The sequence below is a fragment of the Deferribacter desulfuricans SSM1 genome, assembly GCF_000010985.1.
Classification (GTDB): Bacteria; Chrysiogenota; Deferribacteres; order Deferribacterales; family Deferribacteraceae; genus Deferribacter; species Deferribacter desulfuricans.
This window is the reverse complement of the sequence record NC_013939.1, coordinates 626,745-650,146: the sequence shown is the minus strand read 5'-3', so window position 1 is coordinate 650,146 and position 23,402 is coordinate 626,745. Positions and strand designations below refer to the sequence as shown.

Annotated in this window: 18 protein-coding genes and 1 tRNA gene; 9 read left to right on the top strand and 10 right to left on the bottom strand. The window is 32.5% G+C overall.

The genetic code is table 11. The features are described from left to right. Nucleotide 1 precedes the first annotated feature (1 nt). The 4 genes from DEFDS_RS03355 to DEFDS_RS03340 all read right to left on the bottom strand — a co-directional run bounded on the left by DEFDS_RS03355 (nt 2) and on the right by DEFDS_RS03340 (nt 5,754). On the bottom strand, nt 2-2,215 hold the full coding sequence (locus DEFDS_RS03355; protein ID WP_013007398.1) for a molybdopterin-containing oxidoreductase family protein: 2,214 nt from the start codon (nt 2,213-2,215) through the stop codon (nt 2-4). A 96-nt stretch (nt 2,216-2,311) separates the two neighbouring features. Further along, nucleotides 2,312-2,539 carry a hypothetical protein gene (locus DEFDS_RS03350; RefSeq protein WP_013007397.1) on the bottom strand — a complete coding sequence of 76 codons (228 nt, stop codon included), beginning with the start codon at nt 2,537-2,539 and terminating at the stop codon, nt 2,312-2,314. Nucleotides 2,540-2,554: 15 nt separating this feature from the next. Continuing rightward, a complete protein-coding gene (gene extI / locus DEFDS_RS03345) occupies nt 2,555-3,736 on the bottom strand; it encodes a selenite/tellurite reduction operon porin ExtI (protein WP_013007396.1) in 1,182 nt (393 codons plus the stop codon). 29 nt (nt 3,737-3,765) lie between these two features. Next, nucleotides 3,766-5,754, bottom strand: coding sequence for a sulfurtransferase (locus DEFDS_RS03340; RefSeq protein WP_013007395.1), 1,989 nt, complete (start codon nt 5,752-5,754; stop codon nt 3,766-3,768). Nucleotides 5,755-6,104: 350 nt separating this feature from the next. Here DEFDS_RS03340 and extM point away from each other — a divergent pair, with 350 nt between their 5' ends. Further along, nucleotides 6,105-7,931 carry a selenite/tellurite reduction operon c-type cytochrome ExtM gene (extM, locus tag DEFDS_RS03335; protein WP_013007394.1) on the top strand — a complete coding sequence of 609 codons (1,827 nt, stop codon included), beginning with the start codon at nt 6,105-6,107 and terminating at the stop codon, nt 7,929-7,931. Continuing rightward, on the top strand, nt 7,837-9,126 hold the full coding sequence (extO, locus tag DEFDS_RS03330; RefSeq protein ID WP_153801459.1) for a selenite/tellurite reduction operon b-type cytochrome iron-sulfur cluster-binding subunit ExtO: 1,290 nt from the start codon (nt 7,837-7,839) through the stop codon (nt 9,124-9,126). The genes extM and extO overlap by 95 nt, the downstream gene beginning before the upstream one ends. On the opposite strand, the gene DEFDS_RS03325 is transcribed toward extO, so the two are convergent. Continuing rightward, on the bottom strand, nt 9,120-9,410 hold the full coding sequence (locus DEFDS_RS03325) for an ArsR/SmtB family transcription factor (protein ID WP_161595867.1): 291 nt from the start codon (nt 9,408-9,410) through the stop codon (nt 9,120-9,122). The genes extO and DEFDS_RS03325 overlap by 7 nt on opposite strands. A gap of 158 nt (nt 9,411-9,568) precedes the next feature. On the opposite strand from DEFDS_RS03325, the gene uvrB reads away from it, so the two are divergent. The 7 genes from uvrB (at nt 9,569) to DEFDS_RS03290 (ending at nt 18,734) form a co-directional block, all read left to right on the top strand. Continuing rightward, on the top strand, nt 9,569-11,554 hold the full coding sequence (uvrB, locus tag DEFDS_RS03320) for an excinuclease ABC subunit UvrB (protein ID WP_013007391.1): 1,986 nt from the start codon (nt 9,569-9,571) through the stop codon (nt 11,552-11,554). A 43-nt stretch (nt 11,555-11,597) separates the two neighbouring features. Further along, nucleotides 11,598-11,798, top strand: a complete 201-nt coding sequence (locus tag DEFDS_RS03315; protein ID WP_041223588.1) for a hypothetical protein — start codon at nt 11,598-11,600, stop codon at nt 11,796-11,798. Continuing rightward, nucleotides 11,785-14,019: a penicillin-binding protein 1A gene (locus tag DEFDS_RS03310; RefSeq protein ID WP_013007390.1), complete on the top strand. Its 2,235-nt coding sequence runs from the start codon at nt 11,785-11,787 to the stop codon at nt 14,017-14,019. Before DEFDS_RS03315 ends, DEFDS_RS03310 begins: the two co-directional genes overlap by 14 nt. A 4-nt stretch (nt 14,020-14,023) precedes the next feature. Further along, nucleotides 14,024-14,959 (top strand): two-component system sensor histidine kinase NtrB, encoded by a 936-nt coding sequence (locus tag DEFDS_RS03305; protein WP_013007389.1) that lies wholly within the window; start codon nt 14,024-14,026, stop codon nt 14,957-14,959. Continuing rightward, nucleotides 14,952-16,331, top strand: a complete 1,380-nt coding sequence (locus tag DEFDS_RS03300; protein WP_013007388.1) for a sigma-54-dependent transcriptional regulator — start codon at nt 14,952-14,954, stop codon at nt 16,329-16,331. Before DEFDS_RS03305 ends, DEFDS_RS03300 begins: the two co-directional genes overlap by 8 nt. After that, a complete protein-coding gene (gene rnr / locus DEFDS_RS03295; RefSeq protein WP_013007387.1) occupies nt 16,324-18,399 on the top strand; it encodes a ribonuclease R in 2,076 nt (691 codons plus the stop codon). The genes DEFDS_RS03300 and rnr overlap by 8 nt, the downstream gene beginning before the upstream one ends. 262 nt (nt 18,400-18,661) lie before the next feature. Beyond that, a tRNA-Thr gene (locus tag DEFDS_RS03290) sits at nt 18,662-18,734 on the top strand. A gap of 29 nt (nt 18,735-18,763) precedes the next feature. Here the strand turns inward: DEFDS_RS03290 and DEFDS_RS03285 are convergent. From DEFDS_RS03285 to DEFDS_RS03265, 5 genes are read right to left on the bottom strand one after another with little or no spacing between them, the layout of a single operon-like run. Then, nucleotides 18,764-19,495 carry an ABC transporter ATP-binding protein gene (locus DEFDS_RS03285; protein ID WP_013007386.1) on the bottom strand — a complete coding sequence of 244 codons (732 nt, stop codon included), beginning with the start codon at nt 19,493-19,495 and terminating at the stop codon, nt 18,764-18,766. Continuing rightward, complete coding sequence (locus tag DEFDS_RS03280) at nt 19,488-20,261, bottom strand: ABC transporter ATP-binding protein (RefSeq protein ID WP_013007385.1); 774 nt, start codon at nt 20,259-20,261, stop codon at nt 19,488-19,490. The genes DEFDS_RS03285 and DEFDS_RS03280 overlap by 8 nt, the downstream gene beginning before the upstream one ends. A 3-nt stretch (nt 20,262-20,264) precedes the next feature. Further along, nucleotides 20,265-21,212, bottom strand: a complete 948-nt coding sequence (locus DEFDS_RS03275) for a branched-chain amino acid ABC transporter permease (protein ID WP_013007384.1) — start codon at nt 21,210-21,212, stop codon at nt 20,265-20,267. Beyond that, nucleotides 21,212-22,114, bottom strand: a complete 903-nt coding sequence (locus tag DEFDS_RS03270; RefSeq protein WP_013007383.1) for a branched-chain amino acid ABC transporter permease — start codon at nt 22,112-22,114, stop codon at nt 21,212-21,214. The genes DEFDS_RS03275 and DEFDS_RS03270 overlap by 1 nt, the downstream gene beginning before the upstream one ends. A 14-nt stretch (nt 22,115-22,128) precedes the next feature. After that, nucleotides 22,129-23,253: a branched-chain amino acid ABC transporter substrate-binding protein gene (locus tag DEFDS_RS03265; protein ID WP_013007382.1), complete on the bottom strand. Its 1,125-nt coding sequence runs from the start codon at nt 23,251-23,253 to the stop codon at nt 22,129-22,131. Between the last annotated feature and the right edge of the window lie 149 nt (nt 23,254-23,402).

The window sequence follows — 23,402 nt, the reverse complement described above, 5'->3', positions numbered from 1 at the left end:
CCTACACTCTTTCCACTTTTACAAAGCCATTATGAAATGCAGCCGCACCACTAATAGGATCAACACCATTTGAACAAAACTCAGCATCAGATGCTCCTTTCATCTCATATGCATACTTCATAAACTTTGAAAATCTACCAAATCCATGAGGGATAAATATACATTCAGGATGGATGAGATCTGTTACATATGCTGTAAGCTCATCTGACACCTTGTCCCCTTTTCTGATTCTTACTTTTGCTCCATCTGTAATACCCAGCTGAGCAGCCCTCTTTGGATGTATCCATAATTTCACATCAAAATTATGCAATGCTAAAAGCCACCTGTTATTTTGTGTCCTTGCATGTGTATGATAACTCATTCTACCAAATAGTAGTCTAAATTCATCCGGTGCAGGATTAGGAGCTTTGGTATATTTAGGGATGGGATCAAATCCAAGCCTATCAAGGAATTTACTATACAACTCTATCTTTCTACTCATTGTTCTAAATTTCAACTCTTTACCTTCAGCCTGTGGATACATCCCCTTTTTCACAGGGAATACATAGCAGCCATCTCGTTTCAAAACATCTTCAGATATACCAATTGTTTTTAGAAATTCTTTATTATATTCCTGGACTGTCTTATATTTAATCTTTAAGTTCATTGTTTTTGCAAGCTCACTCGCTATCTCCCATGCACCTTTTGTATTAAAAAGTTTTACTGATGCTGGCTCTCTATACTGTATAAATGGGTATTTATCTGCCTGAATAGTAATAGGATCCCATCTCTCTAAATATGTAGATTCTGGAAGTATTACATCTGAATAAAGTGCTGTTTCTGTCATATAAATTTCGCAAGTTACAAGCAAATCAAGGCTATTGGCTATCTTTTTAGCAACTTTATTATCAGGGTAGTGCTCAAAAAAGTTTGTACCATAGACAAATAACCCTTTTATCGGATAAGGTTTACCTGTTAATATTGCTTCAAAAAGTCCATTCTCTCTACCAAGATTTTTAGGTGCTAACTTATATTTTTCTCCAGCACCATCAACCCTTTCAAATTTATGCTTCCCGTGTTCCTCTTCGAGCTCATACATATGTGGAGTTTTTATTTTCATAGCTACAGGCACATAAAATCCTCCTGGCATACCCCAGTTGCCAAACAGTGCATTTAAAATACCTATAGCTCTAACCGTCTGAGTATCATTCCCATATCTTGTTAATCTTCTACCAGGATGGATAAAACACTGAGGTGCAGCTTTTGCAAGCTCATAGCACACTTCTGCTATTTGTTTAGCTGGTATCTCTGTCTCCCTTGATGTCCATTCAAGAGTATACTGTTTTACCTCTTTTTTTAATTCATCAAACCCATAACAGTATTTTTTTACAAAATCTTCATTATAAAGCTTGTTTTCTATAATAAAGTTTATCATTCCAAGCAAAAGAGCTAAATCTGTACCTGGTTTTATCTGAAGCCAATAATCTGCCTTCGCAGCTGTTTTAGAATATCTTGGATCCACATAAATTAACTTGGCTCCTTTACTCAAGCCATCTATAACCTTTTTAGCTTCTCCTACTTGCAATGCTTCAAGTATATTTCTACCTAAAAACATCATACATTTACTGTGCTCACCATCACCATATTCATGGCCTGTAAAACCCATACCATAAGTAAGCCACCAACCTATTTCTCTGGAACCCATACACTGACTATATGCAGGAATTGCTATATTATGAGAACCCAAAGCTTCTAATAAAGAAATAAATGCATGCTCACCACTACCATGAGCAATCAAAGCAAGTGATTTTGAACCATAATAATCGCTTATCTTTTTTACCTTTTCTGCAATATAGTTATAAGCTTCTTCCCAGCTAACCTCCTTAAATTTTCCAGAACCTCTCTCACCAGTTCTAATCATTGGAGATTTTAATCTATCTGGATCATAAAGCTGATATACTCCAGCATTACCCTTTGCACACAATTTACCATAATTATTTGGGCACTTCTCTTGACCTTCTAATTTGAAAACTTTTCCATTTCTTTTTAGGGCTGTTACTCCACAACCCCAAAAGCACATCTCACACCAAGTATGTATTTTTTTTAAACCGTATTCACGGGATTTGTTTCTTTTTTCACTATTATTAGCCATTAAAACGCCACTATTAGCTAAAACAGCAGATGAAATTAGAGCAGTACTCTTTAAAAATGTCCGCCTATTCAACTTTAAACCCATAATCCACCTCTTTGAATAAATAAAATCTTTACCAGTATAGGCAGGCTTCAAGCCTGCCCATATTACAACCTACAGGAGGGAAAAAATCAAAATCAATTAACAACCCTGAAGTTGAGGAGTCAATTCTTCTGAATCTTCTGAACCACCTTTTTTAATAGTAACTGCATCACCTTTTTTCAGTTTGGTTACATCATCTTCAACTTTAATCAATACCTTATTCCCTTTAATACCAATTACTGTCCCTTTGCATACTACTACTGCTGCTGATACTACAGCTGAAACCAATGAAACAGCTAAAATAAACGCTAACACTTTCTTTTTCATATCTGCCTCCCTTTATTATAATCTAACTTGTAAAAATAACTGAAATGTTTTGAAATCTTGATAATCAGGATCAGTATTGTCCTCTTTATCAAAATCTGTTTTAGAGTACTGACCAGTTATTTTTAAGTTCTGGCCATAAATGTAGTAATTAAATCCAACTCCATACCATTTGATCTCTTGATCATAAAAGTTACCATATTTACCAAAAGAAAAATTATCAAATCTGTAGAATAACTGCAATTTACCGGGACCAATATTCATTGGAAACATATAACCGGCTTTCACATAATATCCATCTCTTTCACCATGCAACCCTATAACTTCATCATCTGGGTCAGCGCCTTTGTAGGCATCATCAAAGTCTACTTTCAAATATGCACTTGAAAGTGTAACAGTTCCAAAAGAAAATGGATATTCAAAGAAACCATCTACTGAATATGCTTGATAATCTTTTTCACCTGTAGCATTTGCTACATCATCATAAACTGCATCAGGCTCATACTGATAACTTGCACCAATAGTTAATACTTTCTTTTTGCCTAAATATGTACCTTTATAACCATAGCTTTTTTCTGGATCAAGGAATGTAAGGTGTATTCTACCTGTGTATCTAAAGTTTGATTTAGGTGAAGGGTCTCCTGATGTTTTACCTTCCATTACATCAAATCTGTACTGGAATATATTATCAAATAAGTTACCCCAAAAAACCACACCTTTATCCCTACTTGTCTTAAATGGCGCATAAACAAATAGTGACCTATCCATTGTCAAAGGTTCAAAACATCCTTCCAAGTTTTCTCTTGTGAGATTATGTTTAAATTTGCCCAATCTTATATGAAATGCGTTGCTAAATTTAAATCTAACCTGTGCGTCCAACACATAAAAGTTTTTCTCTTCATCTGATAAATCAGTTGTTAAAGGACCTACCTGCTTATCTTCTATATACTCTGTCTGAAAATAGAATGATACCATCCTGTTATATGTCCCTATAAACCCAATTCTGTTTCTTCTGAAGTTAAATTCATTGGTATCTTCAGTACCATCTGCACCTGCACCTTCATCCCTATAATTATATCCAAATTGTGCATCATAAAAAATCTTTAAATATTTCCCTTTTGCTATCTTAAATGCAGGGAAGGCATTTGCCATCCCTACCATCATTACTAATATACTCAATATCGTTAAAACTCTTCTCATAACTTCCTCCTTATTATAATTCAATCAAATTAACATCCGCCACCTTGAGGTACAAATGCCTCAGGTGCAGAACCGCCACCGCCACCGGTAAAGCCACTGTAATCTTCATCTTCTATCTTAGTTTCGCTACCATCACCAACATAACCTGGATATGTGGTAACTGTTGGCCAATCTATAACACTATCATATTCTTTAGTATTAGAAACATTATCAGAACTACCCATTGTTCCAGTATTAACCAAATTATCAGGTCTAAATACTACCTTTTCAGACCTACTAATTGTATCCCATGCTGTATTACCTGAAAGATTTCCACCAAGCTGTACTGGACAATCAGGATCAGTAACTTTACATTCAAAATAAGGAACTGAAGTCATTGAGATATTATCAGCAACTGCCCAAAGTTCGCCATTTCTATTTTCTATATGGAATGTTGTAAAATCACCAGAGCCGAAAACTAAAAGTTTTGGCATATTTAATGTAGCAGCTAGAGTGGTTTTTGGGAACCACTTATAAACTTCAGAGCTTACAACTTTTAAACCCTGAGTCACATTGTCATAATTTGGCTCAAAAGCAACTAATGAACCCCATTCAATCCAAGATCCATCATAAAGTTTTACATTTTTATATCCAAGTACTTCTGTTAAGTAAAACCAGTAAGTTGCTGCCATTGCACCGGAGTTACAGTAAGTAATTATAGTCTGATTTTTATCAGGAAGTACTCTTGCAAACATTTCTGCTACAGTTACATTATCAGCCCAATCAGTACCATCCCATGCTTCATCTGTTGGTTTTTTATACTTTCCAAAAGCTAAAAATGCAGGCATTCCTGTCGAATTATCTATAACTTTAACAACATTAATAAAAGCTGGTGCAGCTATATTGAATGGAACACCACTGGCATTTTTACCTTTAATAAGCTTACTACCTTTAATTTCACCATCAAAAGCAGCAGCCTTTGCACTAATATTAAAAGGATAAGGGAAACCATTTTTAACAAAAGCTTTAATTTTACTAGCATATGCACTTACCGTACCATCTGCGTTTGTATCATTACCATTGAAATCTATTGGCATAAAACCTTTATCATACCATTCAGGTAAATTCGTAGAACCTTTCAGAGTATGTTTCTCCGGTGAATATTCAGAGATGTTATCAAAATAAAATGGTGCAGGAGGCTGTCTACCATCAAGTACGGCAACCGTGCCATCAGTAGTTTTACCTTCATCAACTAATTTAATTAATTCACCTATTGTAACTTTAATATCTAAATTCCTTCTTGGAAAATCAGCTACATCGATATTTGATGGTGTTATTTTAGGACAAGTAAGACCTTTTTGTAGTCCCATAGTAGCAATTTCATCAGGATGATTAGTTTTTATATAATCAGCCCAAGCAACATTTCCACCATCTAATATTTTTAAATATTTTTTAGAAATACCCCAGTATCTTAATGTCCAATAAAATCTTGCTGGACAAAATCCAGGATATGTAAGATTACCTTGAGTCAAAACAATTACTGTATTTTTTGTAATACCATATTTTTGCAACCATTGAGTAATTAAATCCCCAGATCCTACCAAATGATCCGTATCCATTGGTCCATCACTTCTATTTGATACTATATACCCTTCATGTGATACAGAATAAACAGCTCCAGGAATGTGCCCTAAGTATCCTGCATCATCAAGAGCTTGTGCAGCTGCCATCCCTCCTGGACCAACAACATTCGCAACCTTAGCTACATCACCAGCAAACCATATTTTTTCATCACCAGGATTGTTTTCAATATGAATTATACGAACAGGGTTCCCTTCATCAGTTTTGTAACCATTCTTAATCCACTTATAAAGAGTTTCAGGTTCAATTAGTGCTGATACATTCTCTTCCCCTGCATAATACTCTTCATTGGGATCATCATAGCTTGATGTGGCTCCACCACATCCAAAAATCAAATACAGCGAAAATAGTAGCGTTGCAAACAACGCCAATGAAATGAATCGTTTCTTGGTTAACATATACACCTCCGATAAATAAAATTAATAAACTTTAGAGCATTTGCTCTAATAAAAGCATATCAATGACAAATATCGTTGTCAATAGAAAAATGAAAAATTTTTCATATGTAAAATTATCCATATATTATAATATGCTAATATTTTAATATTCTAATAATTGAAAATTATTGCATATATAATTTTAATTGTTATAATTTGCTGAAAATTAATAAAGTGAGAGGGCGTTGCACAGTAGTTGCTTTACAGGTTGCCAGATTGCTTCGTTAATGCTTGCAACGACAGCTAGACATTCTTCGCGAGGAAGCGTAAGCTGACGAAGCAATCTCAAGTAATAGATAAATTAGAAGATTATGAAAACATTAAAACTTTTGATAATAATTATAATAGTTTTTATACCATTTTACAGCTATTCCTGCATCAAGTGCCATAAAGGAATTGAGCAAACTTCACCATCTCATAACTTTGCATGTGTGATCTGTCATGGAGGCAATGATAAAACTGATGATAAAAATTTAGCCCACAAAAATATGATTGGAGGTAGAAATCCATCAAATGTAAAAAATTGGGATAAAAGTTGTGGGAAATGTCATGAATATAATCTCAAAAGAGTAAAAAATACAATAATGTACACCAATACAGGAATTATCAAAAATGCAATTCTCGCTTGGGGTGAAAACTTTTCCAAAATTTATTCAACCTCTAATTCACAAACATTTGACTCAAATGGACATGAAATAATTACTACAAACGTTTCAAAAAGAGAAACGTTGGCAGGAGAACTTTACAGAAAGTTTTGCTCAATGTGTCATGTGGGAGTAGATAGATTACTCGGTTATAGAGCACATCACTCTTCAGGTTGTGCAGCTTGCCACTTTTCGCATGACAGATCAGGAAAATATTTAGGAAAAGATAAATCTATTTTAGGTAAAAAAGGTTATGCAAAAACACACAAAATGAACATCTTACCAGGAAATGATACCTGTCTGAGATGCCATCACAGAAGTGGTAGAATAGCCTTAAGCTACGAGGGCTACTACGATGGAAATAACTCTCTTGTCCCCACTAAATATGGACTGCCTGGTCCAGATCTTATAAGTGGTGTAAGAAATATCAGACATATGCCAGAAGATATCCATAAGAAATATGGTATGGAGTGTATAGATTGTCATACATCAAGAGAGCTTATGGGTGATGGCTATTTATATGAAAACTTATATAATCAAATAGAAATTTCATGTGAAGACTGCCACGGTTCTCCAAATTCTCGTCCCAAAACAGCTAAAATTACCAAGGAAAGTGATCCACCAATAATTGAATCAAAACACTATAAAGTAAAACTACATTATGGACAAAATGCCGTACTCACATCAAAAGGTAGAATGTACTCAAATGTAATTGAGGAAAATGGTAAATATTACCTTTTTACAAAAAGAACTGGTAAAAAACTGGAAATCAAAACGATAACAAATGATGACAATCATACTGTCTATGGCCATGAAAAATTAGAATGCTATACCTGCCATTCAAAAGTCATAATCCAATGTTATGGCTGTCATACTTTTTATGATAAAAGAAAAAAAATGTTTGATGTAATAAAAGGGAAAGAAACGGATGGATTATTTTATGAAAAAGAGGATTACAGGAGCTTTTATCCATTTCCTCTTGCAGTCAATCAAAAAGGGAAAATCTCTCCAAGTACTCCAGGCTGTCAAACATTTTTGACAGTTATCGATAAAAATGGACACAAAACTACCAATGATGATCTTATTAGACTTAACAATAAAAAAGTATATAAATTTGCCCCATTTTTTGGGCACAATGTTGGAGATAAAGCAATATCATGTATGGAGTGTCATAATACTCTGTTTTTTGTAGGTTTTGGAGATGGACTTGTAAGCTTGATAGATAAAAGTATAAAAACAACTATTAGATGTAGTAAATTAGGAAAACCTCTAAATGCAATCAATGAAATCGCAAATGGAAAATTAACAACCACATCAAAAATAGTTAGAGAAACTTCAAGGCCTTTAAAATTAGAAGAAATTAAAAGATATTTAAGAGCAAATCTATGTATAATATGTCATGATAAAGGGGATAAAAAAATCTATGGTAAAAAAATCGATTATAGTATCCTTAATGATACTATTCATAAACAGCTACTTGGCTCTGGCAAATAACAATTGCTCTAAATGCCACAAAAACACACACTTAAATGGTAAACATAGAGATATTGGATGTATCCCCTGCCATCCAAAAACAGAAAAACACTACTCAAACATTTTCACTTTTAACAACAATAACTGCTTAAACTGTCATAAAGAATACGAAAATATTAAAAACAGCGTTATGCACACGAGAATTAAAGAAAAGTATCAAGTTGAAAAAATCTTTTATAAATATGATAAAAACTTTTTTAATAAAAATTGCGCTAAAAGTTGCCATATAAATAGTTGCTTGGATTGTCACGAATACAATACAAAAAAACACGATATTGACCTGCCTCAAACTGAAACTTGCCTAAAATGCCACAACGGTTATTTTGTAGGCACTGATTATGTTGGACTGGGGATAAAAGATGATCATGAAAGATATCAAATAGGCAAAAAGCTTCATGATAAATATTATTTATCAATGCTAAAAGATATCCATTATGAAAAAGGGTTAAAATGTAATAACTGCCATGATATGATAAGCTTATCAAAAGGGGATATTGCAACAAAAAGATGTAATGAATGCCACACAATTAATACTGATATTATAGAACATTCAATAAATGCACATATTGAAAAAATGGAATGCTATGCCTGTCACTCATCTTGGGCACCAATGGAATTTGGCACTTTTTTCATTCAATTTATTAACAGTAAAAATAAAAAGTATTTTCGCTGGCTTACAGAAAAAAATGATGAATATGTCAAAAGCTCCTATTTTATAACCAATAGTGAGCCGCTATTAGCAAAAAATAAAAAAGATAAATATTCTCCAGTAAGACCTCAATTTATATATTTTTTTACAAAAATAGTTAATAATGTCCCTGTGGGAAAAGAGAATAAATTACTAGCAGCAAACTGGAAAACATTTTTTCCACATACTATTAGAAAAGAAACAGTTTTATGTGCAAACTGCCACTTTAATCCAAAAAAATATGTACTTCAAAAAGATAAAGATAGAATTTTTTTGCCAGAAAAAGAAGGGTTAGAACTTACTAATTTTTACAACAGCAAAAATCAAAATATTATTAACGGAAAATTTGTAACAGAAAAAGAATTTAATGAAAAAATCAAAATTTCAACAAAAAAATACAAAAGGCTTTATCTAAAAAAAATAAATGAACTGTATAATGTATTGAATCTCATCGATAAAAATCAGTGAGAATCAATACACATAATCATTTTGCCAACACAATCAAGCTTTAAATAATATTTGATTTTCTTACCTTCTCTAACAGAATCTACTATACCACTGTTTTTAAGAACTGCTAATTGTTTTGATATTGATGTGGGATCGTAATTACTAAATTCCTCTTGCAGATCATTTACGTATTTGGGTGATTTTGATAAAGACTGTACAATATCAAGTCTTAACTCATTAGACAAAGCCTTAAAAACGTCCAATACCAATTTTTTATTTTTGATTTCTTCTAACAAAGTTTCCATATTTTCATTATAAAACATAGCTTGAAAATTTCAAGCATAATTATTTTTGCTCTTCTTTGCCATTTTAAGCAATTTTTGTTTAGCTATTGATTAATAAGCTTGAAATTAATAAAATTTGCCATACTATTTAATGAGGAAATACAAATTAGAGGTTGTTTATGAGTTTTATTTTAAAGTCTGATTATAAAGCGGAAGGGGATCAACCTAAAGCAATAAAAGAAATAGTAGAAAACTTTAAAAAAGGGATAAATAAGCAAGTCCTTTTAGGAGTTACTGGTTCTGGTAAAACATTCACCATGGCAAACGTTATAAAAGAATTAAACGTGCCCACATTAATTATTTCACACAACAAAACACTTGCAGCACAGCTCTTTGGAGAATTTAAAAACTTTTTTCCAGATAATGCAGTGGAATACTTTGTAAGTTATTACGATTACTATCAACCTGAAGCATATTTACCAGCTTCAGATGTTTATATAGAAAAGGATTCTTCAATCAATGAACACATTGATAGAATGAGACACTCTGCTACAAGAAGTCTTCTTGAAAGAAGAGATGTTGTTATTGTTGCAAGTGTATCCTGTATCTATGGATTGGGTTCACCTGAAGCTTATTACGGCAAATTGGTAAGTCTTGAAGTAGGAGATGAAGTTGAAATAGAATCAGTGCTCTCAAAATTAATAGAAATTCAATATGAGCGAAACGATTATGATTTTCATAGAGGAACCTTTCGACTCAAAGGGGATATTTTAGAGGTATTTCCATCTCATGAAGACTCTGTAGCTTATCGCATAGAGTTTTTCGGGGATGAGGTAGATGCAATTTCTGAATTTGATCCAGTAACGGGCAAAACAATTAGAAACAGGGCTAAAATAGCAATTTATCCAAACACCCATTATGTAACAGCAAATGTCCCAATGGAAGAAGCGATAAAACAGATAAAAATGGATTTAATAAAAAGAGTAGAATATTTTGAAAGTGAAGGGAAACTGATTGAAGCTCAGAGATTGCAACAAAGGGTGATGCACGATATTGAAATGCTCAAAGAAACAGGGCACTGCAAAGGGATTGAAAACTACTCAAGATATTTCGAAGGTAGAGAATCTGGAGAAACTCCCCCTACTCTTTTAAACTACTTACCCGAAGATGCTTTAATAATAATCGACGAATCACACATAACAATACCTCAAATAAAAGGGATGTATCACGGTGATAGATCAAGAAAAATGAACCTTGTAGAATATGGATTTAGACTCCCAGCTGCTCTTGACAATAGGCCACTAACATTTGAAGAATTTTATGAAAAAGCCAAAAGGATACTATACGTAAGTGCAACACCTGGGGATTTCGAAATAAATGACAGCGATGGTGTTATTATCGAGCAAATTGTTAGACCGACAGGGTTAATTGACCCAAAAATTGAAGTAAGGCCAGCTAAAACTCAAGTTGATGATCTCTATAAAGAAATTTTAAACACAACAAAACGAAATGAAAGGGTAATGGTAACTACTTTAACAAAACGTATGGCCGAAGATCTTACTTCGTATTACAAAGAATTAGGAATCAGAGTTGAATATTTGCATAGTGAAATAGATACTTTGGAAAGGATTAAAATTATAAGAGACCTAAGACTAGGGAAATTTGATGTATTAGTAGGGATAAATTTGTTAAGAGAAGGGCTTGATATACCAGAAGTAAGTCTTATTGCCATTTTAGATGCTGATAAAGAAGGGTTTTTAAGGTCGGACAAGGCCTTGATTCAAACAGTTGGTAGGGCTGCAAGAAATGTAAATGGAAGGGCAATCTTTTATGCTGATAAAATGACCGACTCAATGAAAAGAGCAATTGAAGAAACTGAAAGGAGAAGAAAAATACAAGAGGAATACAATAAAAAACACAACATAACTCCTGAAACTATAAAAAGTAAAATTAACAATATATTAGAAACAATTTATGAGAAAGATTATTATACCGTTGATATCGATGATGAATTAGGACTTAACTTAACAGGAAATAGGAAAAAAGACATTGAAACAATAGAAAAAGCAATGTATAAAGCAGCTGAAGATTATGATTTTGAAAAAGCGGCAAAACTGAGAGATTTATTGTTTGAATATAAAGGGGTAAAGAGTGAAAAAAGTTAAATTCACTGTTGATGGAATGGGTATAAAAGGTGGCTTTTTATGAATGGGATGTCCCGATGCCATTAGGGCACATCTTGCCGGGTTGCAGGATGTAAAAAATATTGTTTTTGATATCGAAAGTAGAGATTTTGAAATGACAGTTGATAATGACTTTACTAAAGAAAAGTTAATTAATGAATTAAAAATAGTTTCAAAACAAGAAAAAAGGGAGTTTACATTAGATACTTATCATGAAGTTTCTTAAAATTTTTTTAATAATCTTTTTGATTTTTACGATATTAATAACAGGTGGTTTGACAGCATATTTTCTTAAACTTAGCAGTGAATTACCATCAGTAAAAGAGCTTAAAAATTTTCAATATAAAACCCCTACTCTGATTTTAGATGAAAAAGAAAGAATTATAGCTGAAATTGGAACTGAAAGAAGATACCCTGTTCCTCTCTCCAAAATACCTGATTATCTTAAAAAAGCTGTAATTGCCGTGGAAGACAGTAGATTTTATGAACATGGTGGGGTTGATTTATTAGGAATTATCAGAGCATTTATAAAAAATATAAAAGCTGGTCGCATAGTAGAAGGTGGCTCTACTCTTACACAACAACTTGTAAAAATACTCTATCTAACACCTGAAAGAAAACTAAAAAGAAAGGTTAAAGAAGCTATACTTGCCTACAAACTTGATAATTATTTATCAAAAGACAAAATTTTGGAAATGTATTTAAATCAGGTTTATTTTGGTAGAGGTGCTTATGGAGTAGAAGCTGCAGCAAGGGTTTACTTTGGCAAACATGTTGATGAATTGACAGTAGATGAAGCAGCATTAATAGCAGGCTTGCCAAAAGCTCCTGGTCTATATGCTCCACATCTACACCCAGATAAAGCACTAAAAAGAAGAAATCATGTTCTTTATAGAATGTTTGAAGAGGGGTACCTTAGTGAACAGCAATATAAGGAGTATGCATCTCTCCCTATAAACATTGTTAAAGATTCACCAAAGATGATTAAACATGCAGAATACTTTGTTGATTTTGTTAAAAAATATATAAAAGATAAATATGATATCGATATAGTTGATAAAGGCTATAAGATCTTTACAACCTTAGACTTAGATTTTCAAATAGCTGCTGAAAAATCAGTAGCAGAAAATTTATTTAATCTATCAAAAAGACAGGGGTATTTTGGCCCTCTTGGTAATATAAATGATACCGATTTAAAAAAGATAATAAATAGATACAATTATATACAAGATTTTGGGATGCAAATTGCAGTTGTTAAAAATGTAGAAAGAAACAAACTAATAGCAACTTTAGACAATAAAGATATCACATTAAATTTAAAATATAATAAATGGGCAAAACCTTTTGGTGCCAGAATCAGATACTTAGATGATTTTAGAAAAATCCTTAAAAAGGGTGATATAATATTAGTAATATTAAAAAATAATAGATACTATTTATCCCAAATACCTAAAGCTGAAAGTGCTCTTTTATCAATATCTCCAAAAGATGGTTCAATCTATGCCATGGTTGGCGGTTTCTCTTATAACAAAAGTATGTTTAATAGAGCTGTTCAATCCAAAAGGCAAGTAGGAAGTCTTTTTAAGCCTATAGTTTATTCTGCAGCAATTGAAAATGGTTATAATATAAATACTTTAATTTATGATGCCCCAATTATATTAAGTAATGGGAAAGATCTAGGGTATTGGAAACCGGAAAACTTTGAAGAGGAATTTTACGGATTCACTACACTTAAAGAGGCCTTAACACATTCAAGAAACGTTGTCACTATTAAATTAGCTGAACGTCTTGGTGTAAAAACTATAAAAAGTTATGCAAAAAAGTTTGGAATAACTACAGAGCTAGAAAACGATCTATCTATAAGTATTGGTTCGGGTTCAATATCACTTATTGAAATGGTTTATGCATACTCAGCTTTTGCAAATTTAGGCAAAAGAGTAAGCCCATATTTTATAAAAAAAATCAATGATAACAGTGATAATGTCACTTATGAAGAAACACCTCCCGAATTGATTGATACGATTAAACCTTCCACAGCTCACATCATGTCTGATTTACTCATAAATGTTGTAGAAAACGGTACTGGAAGAAAAGCAAAATCTATCCCCAGAATTATTGGTGGTAAAACTGGTACAACAAATGAATATAGAGATGCCTGGTTTATCGGTGTAATGCCAAATATAATAACAGGTGTATGGACAGGTTTTGATGACTTTAAACCACTTGGAAGATTAGAAACTGGTTCAAGGGCAGCGTTACCTGCATTTGTAAGTTATACAAAAAAAATCATCGATTTTATACCTTTTGAAGAATTCCCTGTTTCAAACGATATTACCTATTATAAAGTGGATAAAAACACACACAAAATAACTGATAGCTATTCCACTGAATACACATTTGAACCTTTTTATGACAAAAACTCTAAAGAGTCTATAGAAATCAAATAGCAACATGAAAGTAAAAAATAGCATACCCTATATCACAGTCAGAGATAATAGTATTGTTGATTTTAACGAAGATGGAGAAAAGTTACTAAATAAATTTTATACAAGCGGTATTAATGATATCCCTCAATTTTTATTAGAGAGAGAAAAAGGCTCTAACAATTTAATAACGATCAAGGATGAATTTTTTGTATTCCATACCGAAAGAGAGGATGAAAAAACTACCTTTTATTTCATACAAATAAATAACATCGATATAAATAACTTTTTTGACACTAGTATGTTACAGCACGAATTAAAAAATCCTTTAACAGTGATTAGTGGTACAACTCAACTTTTGCTTAGCAAATCAAACGACAGTTTTGTCAATAAATGTGCTGAAGTTATTAGCAGAGAAGTTGAAAGACTCCTTGAATTTGTGCAAAATCTTAAAGTCTTTTTCGAATTAAAAATTGATGCAAAAGTTAATAGTTTAAAACAACTAATTGAACAATTGATAGACTCAATGAGTATTATTTTTAAAGAAATCGATTTCAAAATAGAGATTGACCCAGAAATCCAAAACTTTTATTTTGACTCTAAAAAACTATACATTGCTCTTATGAACATATTAAAAAATGCATGTGAAGCACAAAAAAAGGGTGAAATAACTATATCTATTCAGATTGATCCTACAATAAAATATTTAAACTCTGAAAAAAATCAGTTGTCCCCTATGATAAAAATTAGTATAATTGATAGAGGTAAAGGGATTGATGAGTTTAATTTAACAAATATTTTTAAACCTTTTTTTACTACAAAAAGTAAAGGGATGGGGATTGGATTGGCAATAGCAAAAGAAATTATCACTGCTCATAAAGGGAAAATTGAAGTAAACAGCCAAGAAAACAAAGGAACTACCTTTAATATATTTATACCATATTTAAAGGGCGAAAATGAGTAATAACAGTACCGTTTTAGTAATTGATGATGAAGAGCAGATTTTGTGGTTACTCGAAGAAGCTTTGAGTGATAGTTTTCAGGTTTTAACAGCAAAAAATTCAAGAGAAGCTGAAAAACATTTAGATAACAATAAAATAGATGTTTGCATAATTGACCTTTTTTTAGAAAATGAAACAGGTTTTGACCTCATTAATTCATGGAAAGATAAATATGACACAAAGTTTATTGTAATAACAGCACAGGACACAAGCAGCAATGTCATAGAGTCAATGCAAATTGGTGCAATAGATTTTATTTCAAAACCTTTTGTCCTTGATGAAGTTAAAAACAAAATTGCTGAAGCTATTTCAATACATAAATCACAAACAGAAATAACCAAAACTGAATATGATTATCAATCCAAATCAAAAAAAATGATAGAGATTTACAAGCTTATAGGTAAAGTTGCCACTTCTAATATAAATATACTTATTACGGGTGAAACTGGCACTGGGAAAGAAGTCATCGCGAGGCTAATACATAAAAAAAGCAATAGAGCCAATAAACCTTTTGTAGCTTTAAACATGGGTGCAATCCCAGCTGATCTTATAGAAAGCGAACTTTTCGGACACACAAAAGGTGCTTTTACAGGGGCAACTACTGATAAACCTGGCAAATTTGAAGAAGCAAATGGTGGCACTATATTTTTAGATGAAATATCTGAAATGGATCTCAATTTACAGGTAAAACTTTTAAGAGTTTTGCAAGAAAAAGAAATTTATAGATTGGGTTCAAATAAACCGATAAAACTTGATGTCAGAGTAATCGCAGCAACAAACAAAGATTTAGAACAATTTATTAGAGATGGTAAATTTAGAGAAGATCTATATTACCGTCTAAATGTTGTAAATTTAGAATTGCCACCTTTGAGAGAGAGAAAAGAGGATATACCTATACTTATAGAACACTTTCTAGACAAGTATAAATATATCAAGAACAAAACATTAACCGTAACACAAGAAGCTATGGATAAACTTGTATCATACAATTGGCCAGGAAATATTAGAGAGTTAGAAAACATAATTCAATATTTGATAGTCCAGGCAACTGGAGAATCAATAAAATTAAAAGATTTACCAGACAAAATAATAAAAGGTCATCATAATGGCAATTCAATAAAAAAAGAATTATTTAATCTGGCAGAAAAACTGCTTAATTGTCATAACGAATCAAACGACCTATCCATATTTGATGAATACTTAAGAATTGTTGAAATACCTCTAATTCAAGCAGCTTTAGAAAAGACAAATAATAATAAATCAGCTGCAGCTAAGATTTTGGGTATAAATAGAAATACATTAAGAAAAAAAATAAAGGAATATAATCTTGAATAATAACATAGAAAAACAGATACTAAACTTCCTGAAAAATTCAAAAAAACCACTAAGCTTCAATGCGATACTAAACAATGTTAGTATAGAAAAAAAACTTTTAAGAAAAATATTAAGAAAATTAATTATACAAGGCGATATTATCAAATTTAAAACAGGTAAATATGCACCATGTGATGATTTGGGTATAATAAAAGGGACAATTGACGGACATCCTGATGGTTATGCATTTTTAGTCCCTGAAGACAAAGAATTAGATGACCTATTTATTCCACCAAAAAAATTAAATGGAGCAGTACACGGAGATAAAGTTACCGCTAAAATTGTTGAATTTCGTGGTAAAAAAGAAGCACATGTAATTAAGGTTGTAGAAAGAGGATTTAAAAAGGTAGTTGGACGTGTAGAAAAGTCAAAATATTTTGCATATGTAATCCCTTACGAAAAAAAATTCTTTTATGATATCTATATCCCCAATAAATATGCAAAAAAGTTGAAAGACGATGATGTTGTAGTTTGTGAAATAATAAAATACCCCACAAATGGGAAAAATCCAGAAGGGCGAATAAAAAAGGTTCTTGGCAACATCTATGATAAAGGTATAGAAAATAAGATAGTTCTTGCAAAATATGATTTAAAAATAAATTTTCCAAAATCTGTCAAAAAAGAGGTTAAAGAAACTGCTACAACCCTTTACTCAAATCCAGGTAAGAGAACCGATTTTACAAAACTTTTCACGGTTACCATTGATGGAGAAGATGCAAGAGATTTTGATGATGCAATTTCAATAGAAATAACTAAGCAAGGCTATATTCTTTATCTTCATATTGCTGATGTGGCTCACTTTGTAAGAGCTGGTACAAATTTAGACAAAGAAGCATACAACAGAGGAACAAGCGTCTATTTTCCAGAATTTGCAATCCCTATGTTACCAGAAAAACTTTCCAACGACCTATGCTCTCTCATGCCAGAAAAAAAGAGATTAACACTTACAGTAAAAATTGAATATGATAAGAATGGTAACAGAATAAAATCTGAGATTTTCCAATCTATTATAAAAAGTAACTACAGGCTTACTTATAATTATGTAAATGATATAATAGAAGGTAACGAAACAACAAAAGATAAAAAGTTATTAAATCTTATTAATCTAAGTAAGGAATTAACCGAGAAATTAATTGCAAAGCGTAAAAGAATCGGAATGATAGATTTTGATCTTCCTGAAGCTGTATTTAAATTTGATGATGATGGAAACTTAATAGATATTGTCCCTTTTGAAAGAAAACTTTCGCACAAAATTATTGAAAACTTTATGATAGAAGCAAATGAAGCTGTAGCAGAATTTTTAGAAGAAAATTCCCCAGTTTCCGTCTTTAGAGTACATGATTACCCCGATCCGAAAAAAATTAAAGAATTTATTAAATTGTGTCACTATTTTGGTATCGATGTCTATGAGCCAGAGGAGATTACTCCTGAAGCAGTTCAAGAATTGGCTGATAAGGTTGCAAACTCAAAATTTGGATATGTTCTTTCATCCACTCTTGTGAGGACTATGCAAAAAGCTGTGTATTCAATTGATAATATTGGTCATTTCGGTTTAGCATCAAAATCGTATACGCATTTTACAAGTCCAATAAGAAGATACCCTGATTTATTAGTCCACAGGATTTTAAAAACACTTCTATTTAAATATGACTACAAAATAAACAAAGAGTATCTTAAAAAGGCAGCTGAACACTCTTCAGCAAGAGAGCAAAATGCGGAATCCGCAGAAAGAGAAATACATCAATACAAAAAACTTAAATTCTTACTCGAAAATCGTGAAAAAACTTATGATGCATTCATTAATAGAATCTCATCAAACGGTTTCTTCATATTTATAGAAAAACTGTTATTAACAGGTTTTGTACATCTTTCCTCTCTTGAAAACGATTTCTATATAGTAGATTTAGAATCAAATTCTGTGATTGCAAAAGGTTCAGGGAGAAAATATAAAATTGGTGATATTGTCAAAGTAAAACTTGATAAAGTAAATTTTGACCATTTAGAAGCAGACTTTACGTTAGTAGAATAGAGGGTGTTGCACAGAAATAGATGCTACATATGCTAGATTGCTTCACTAACGCTTGCAAAGACGGCATTTTCTGGTCATTGCGACCCCGCCATTTCTTGGCAGATGTTGAGTTTATAATTTTTTTAGTATATTATGATATTGATGTATAACTATAAAGATGTTAAGTTGATGGCGGGGGAAGCAATCTCGTGATTATGATAATTATCAATATGTTAGTCTGTTTTGCAACATCCTATTTATAAAACACTGGAAGTATAAATAAGCTGGTATAGCTCAGTAGGTAGAGCAACGGATTCGTAATCCGTAGGTCGCCGGTTCAAGTCCGGCTACCAGCTTTTAAAAAAGGTTGCCTAAAAGGCAACCTTTATAAAATTGTATGTTTTTTCTTACCTAAGTATGCTTCCTGAATTTTCTCAGAATTCAAAAGTTCTTCAGAAGAACCAGAATAAACAATTTTTCCGACTTCTAAAACATAACCTCTATCTGCAAGTTTTAATGCAGCTCTTGCATTTTGCTCAACCAATAAAACAGTAACTCCACTTTTACTAATTTCTTTAATAGTCTTAAAAATAGATTTAACAAGCAATGGAGCAAGACCCAAGCTTGGCTCATCAAGTAAAAGAAGCTCAGGATCTGACATCAAGGCTCTACCTATGGCAAGCATCTGTTGCTCACCACCTGATAGTGTACCTGCAAGCTGCTTTTTTCTCTCCTCAAGGCGAGGAAAAAGCTCGTAAACCCATTTAAGTTTATCATAGTCAACATTGTCCTTAGAATAGGCGCCTAAAATCAAATTTTCTTCTACTGTAAGCGTTGAAAAAACTCTTCTACCCTCTGGAGCTTGTGTAATGCCTAACTTTACAATATCATGAGCTTCAAGTTTAGTGAGTTCTTCACCTTTATATTTGATACTTCCTGAAGCTGCTTTGATAATACCACTTATTGTCCTCAAAGTAGTAGTCTTTCCTGCTCCATTTGCACCAATAATGGTAACAATTTCACCCTTATTTACATACAAGGAGATCCCTTTTACTGCCTCTATATTCCCATAATTAACTTTTAAATCATTTATCTCTAATAATTTTTCACTACTCATCGTCATCCTCATCGCTACCTAAATATGCTTCTATAACTTTTGGATCATTTTGAACCTCTTCTGGAGTCCCTTCACATATCTTTTTACCAAAATTTAAAACTGCTATTCTATCAGTCACATTCATAACTAAATCCATATCATGCTCAATCAGTAAAACGGTAACACCCATATCCCTAATTTTTGAAATAATGTCTATCAACTCCAGAGTTTCTTTGTCGTTTAATCCTGCAGCAGGCTCATCTAATATCAATAGCTTAGGCTCAGTAGCCAAAGCCCTTGCCATCTCAACTTTACGCTGAATTCCATATGGCAAACTTGTAGCAGAGGTTGCAGCGAACTCCGTTAGATTAAATAATTTCATATAATCATAAACTTTTAACCAGTTTTCTTTTTCATCTTTTGCTGAAAGAGGTGTATGCAATATACCGTGATACCATCTCTGCTTACTTTTATAATGCCTTCCAGACATTATATTTTCAGCAACACTCATTTCACCAAAAAGCCTAATTGTTTGAAATGTCCTGACAATACCTAAATTTGCAATTTTATATGGTTTTAATCCTGTTATATCTTTTCCATCAAAAACGATATTACCTTTTTCAGGTTTATAAACACCTGTAATACAGTTGAAAACAGTTGTTTTCCCAGCACCATTTGGCCCAATCAGACCAAAAATCTGCCCTTTTTCTACATTAAACGTCACATCATCTACAGCAACCAATCCGCCAAATATTTTTGTCACATTTTTCAATTCCAATAATGCCATAGCTTAATCCTTCATAATATATTTTGGTATTCTACCAAACTTAGCTGGCCAAACGCCTCTTGGCCTCAAAATCATCGTTAGAATCATAGCTATACCAAACACAAAATATCTTGCTGTTGCAAATTGTCTAAAAATTTCTGGTAAAACAAACATTACGAAAGTTCCAATTAAAATACCAGGTATAGAAGAGGGTCCACCCACTATAACGATTGTAAAAAACAGTACTGATTGAATAAAGCTAAACGCTTCGGGGCTAACCGCTGCATACTGCACTGCAAAAAGAACCCCGGCAAGTCCAGCAAGTGCTGCACCAAGCCCAAAAGCATACAATCGATAAAATCTTGTATTTATCCCTACACACTCAGCAGCCAATGAATCTTCATTTAAATAATGTAAAGCTCTACCTATTTTACTAGTTTCTAAGTTCCTAATTATAAAAAATGTTAACATCAATACTACAAAAGACATATAATATATTGATTGCTGTGTCATAATTTGAAAACCAAAAATAGAAGGTACGCCAATACCAAAAATCCCATTTGGGCCACCAGTGATGCCAAACAAGTTGTTTTTTAGAACCTGTTCAAATACAATATTAAATCCAATAGTGGTAACTAAGAGATAGTCTCCTCTTAAATGGATTATGGGAGCTGCAAGCAAAACTCCAAAAACCATCGGTAATAACACTGCAACCGGTATAGTCCACATAACAGGGACATTGTATACTGTGTTTAAAATTGCTGTAGAATAAGCACCCAACCCAAAAAATAGAGCATGCCCCATATCAAACATTCCTGCTCTACCGAGAACAATATCCTGACTAAGAGCCACAATTGAATATATGATAAACGTAGTACCTACAGCAAGCCATCTTGAATTAGCCATAAATGGAAAAACTATTAAAAAAATAATAAATATCAAAAACCCTATTAAAGTCTTTTTATTGTCCATTATACTTTCTCCGCAACTCTTTCTCCAAGTATACCAGTAGGTCTAAAAATAAGTATAATTATTAACAAAATATATGTAAAAGCATCGGCCCATGTTGTCGAAACATAACCTGCAATAAAGGCATTGAACAATCCAAGTAACATACCACCTAACATAGCACCTGGAATATTACCAATACCACCAATTATTGCAGCAACAAAGGCATTTAAGCCATATATCCAACCCATATTAAAATAGATACCTTTATAGTACATACCTATAAAGAGTCCCCCAACTGAACCAAGAGATGAACCTATAACAAATATCATTACAATAATCTTATTTACATCTATACCCATCAATTTTGCAGCAAGCTGATCAATTGCGCTTGCCCTAATAGCAGTACCAATCTTTGTTTTATTTACGAAAATATAAAGAACAACCATCAATATCAAAGATAAAACTAAGATAATTAATTGCATTAAACCAATAGATACACCACCAATATTCCAATAAACAGCAGGCACAACATCTGATGGATATATCTTAGGTCTTGGCCCCCATATAAGCATTATACCATTTTGAATAACCATCCCTGCACCCAATGCAGAAACTACAGCACTCAATCTTGGAGCATGCCTTAGGGGTCTATAAGCAATTCTTTCTAATATCACACCTATAATAGCAATAACAATCGCTGTAATTATAAAAACAGCTGGGATTACTATGTAATTAGGAATAGAAGCACCTGTTAGTTGCATCATAATAACAAGTCCAATATAAGCAGAAAGAGCAACAAGATCACCGTGAGCAAAGTTAATAAGTTTCATTACCCCATAAACCATTGTATAGCCAAGGGCTACGAGAGCATAAATGCTCCCGATTGTTAGCCCATTGATCAATTGCTGGAAAAATATTTCCATTTTAAACCCTTTTATTATTTTGTAGGATAAACTATTTTATAATCACCATTTGGCTGAATTTCATAAGCCATATAAGCACTTGTTATTCTTTCACCATTTTTATCCCAAGTAATTGGACCTGTAATACCAGGAAAATCTTTTAGTTCATTATGGAGATAATCAGCAATTTTCTTAGTATCAGTAGTTTTTAAAACTTCAATAGCATGAAGTATTGCTCTTAATCCATCAACATTGAAAAGTGTCCAAATGCTTGGAGGATCTTCATGATATTTTGCTCTATAATCAGCTAAGAATTTTTTAGCAATATCGTATGGCAAGTACTCTGGCAATGGAACATTTATGATATAAGCACCAGCTGCAGCAGATCCAGCAAGTTTTACAAACTCTCTATTGTCATTTGAGTCCCCACCTACGAAATCTGCTTTAATACCAAGCTGTTTCATTTGTGCTCTTATCAAACCACCATCAGTATAATAACCGCTGAAATAGATAACATCAGGATTGTATGATTTAATTTTTGTTAAAATAGGTGTAAAGTTCTGATCACCTGATTTAATTTTTCCTCTGTAAACTATATTTCCACCAAGTTTTTTAGTGTTTTCATAAACAGCTTTTTCAAGGTCTACAGAAAATGTAGAATAATCTGAAATTGTAGCTATTCTTTTATATTTTTTAAATTTCATAAAGAATTCTGCTGTAAATTTACCTTCTGCACTGTTTGGTGAAGAATTTCTGAAAAATGTCCAATATCCATGTTTTACAAGAGTATCACTGGTTCCATCACTAGTTTGCAAAACACCAGCTCTAAAATATGTTGCTTGAGCAGCTTCTGTTGCAGTAGATGTGTAAGAACCTATTACAGCTATAACACCTTTATTAACAAGCTCTCTTGCACAGATTGCTGCTTTAACAGCTGTACCTTCGTCATCGCAAGTAATAACTTCAATTTTTTTACCTAAAAGACCACCTTTTGCATTTACCTGCTCTACCCAGAGTCTTACTGCATTATCAATCCCCTGCCCTTCACTTGCAAACTTCCCAGTAATTGGAGCTTGAACCCCAATCTTAATTGTTCCTGCGGCAAAAGAAAAAGAAACCATAGCTAATACAACAAACAATGCCAACAACAGTCGTTTCATAACTACCTCCTAAAAGTAAAATTCTGTTTTATAAAAAGCAATTTATTATCTTAAATATTTTTATTTTTGTCAAGTATAATGAACAAATTTCATAAAAAAATAATTCAAAAAAATAATTCAAATATTATCTTTTATCATCAGTATGTTAC

What these genes read in the sequence shown, in the direction of transcription:
- DEFDS_RS03355 (WP_013007398.1), bottom strand. Translation starts at nt 2,215, where the DNA reads ATGGGTTTAAAGTTGAATAGGCGGACATTTTTAAAGAGTACTGCTCTA.
- DEFDS_RS03350 (WP_013007397.1), bottom strand. Translation starts at nt 2,539, where the DNA reads ATGAAAAAGAAAGTGTTAGCGTTTATTTTAGCTGTTTCATTGGTTTCA.
- extI (WP_013007396.1), bottom strand. Translation starts at nt 3,736, where the DNA reads ATGAGAAGAGTTTTAACGATATTGAGTATATTAGTAATGATGGTAGGG.
- DEFDS_RS03340 (WP_013007395.1), bottom strand. Translation starts at nt 5,754, where the DNA reads ATGTTAACCAAGAAACGATTCATTTCATTGGCGTTGTTTGCAACGCTA.
- extM (WP_013007394.1), top strand. Translation starts at nt 6,105, where the DNA reads ATGAAAACATTAAAACTTTTGATAATAATTATAATAGTTTTTATACCA.
- extO (WP_153801459.1), top strand. Translation starts at nt 7,837, where the DNA reads ATGATAAAGGGGATAAAAAAATCTATGGTAAAAAAATCGATTATAGTA.
- DEFDS_RS03325 (WP_161595867.1), bottom strand. Translation starts at nt 9,410, where the DNA reads ATGGAAACTTTGTTAGAAGAAATCAAAAATAAAAAATTGGTATTGGAC.
- uvrB (WP_013007391.1), top strand. Translation starts at nt 9,569, where the DNA reads ATGAGTTTTATTTTAAAGTCTGATTATAAAGCGGAAGGGGATCAACCT.
- DEFDS_RS03315 (WP_041223588.1), top strand. Translation starts at nt 11,598, where the DNA reads ATGGGATGTCCCGATGCCATTAGGGCACATCTTGCCGGGTTGCAGGAT.
- DEFDS_RS03310 (WP_013007390.1), top strand. Translation starts at nt 11,785, where the DNA reads ATGAAGTTTCTTAAAATTTTTTTAATAATCTTTTTGATTTTTACGATA.
- DEFDS_RS03305 (WP_013007389.1), top strand. Translation starts at nt 14,024, where the DNA reads ATGAAAGTAAAAAATAGCATACCCTATATCACAGTCAGAGATAATAGT.
- DEFDS_RS03300 (WP_013007388.1), top strand. Translation starts at nt 14,952, where the DNA reads ATGAGTAATAACAGTACCGTTTTAGTAATTGATGATGAAGAGCAGATT.
- DEFDS_RS03285 (WP_013007386.1), bottom strand. Translation starts at nt 19,495, where the DNA reads ATGAGTAGTGAAAAATTATTAGAGATAAATGATTTAAAAGTTAATTAT.
- DEFDS_RS03280 (WP_013007385.1), bottom strand. Translation starts at nt 20,261, where the DNA reads ATGGCATTATTGGAATTGAAAAATGTGACAAAAATATTTGGCGGATTG.
- DEFDS_RS03275 (WP_013007384.1), bottom strand. Translation starts at nt 21,212, where the DNA reads ATGGACAATAAAAAGACTTTAATAGGGTTTTTGATATTTATTATTTTT.
- DEFDS_RS03270 (WP_013007383.1), bottom strand. Translation starts at nt 22,114, where the DNA reads ATGGAAATATTTTTCCAGCAATTGATCAATGGGCTAACAATCGGGAGC.
- DEFDS_RS03265 (WP_013007382.1), bottom strand. Translation starts at nt 23,253, where the DNA reads ATGAAACGACTGTTGTTGGCATTGTTTGTTGTATTAGCTATGGTTTCT.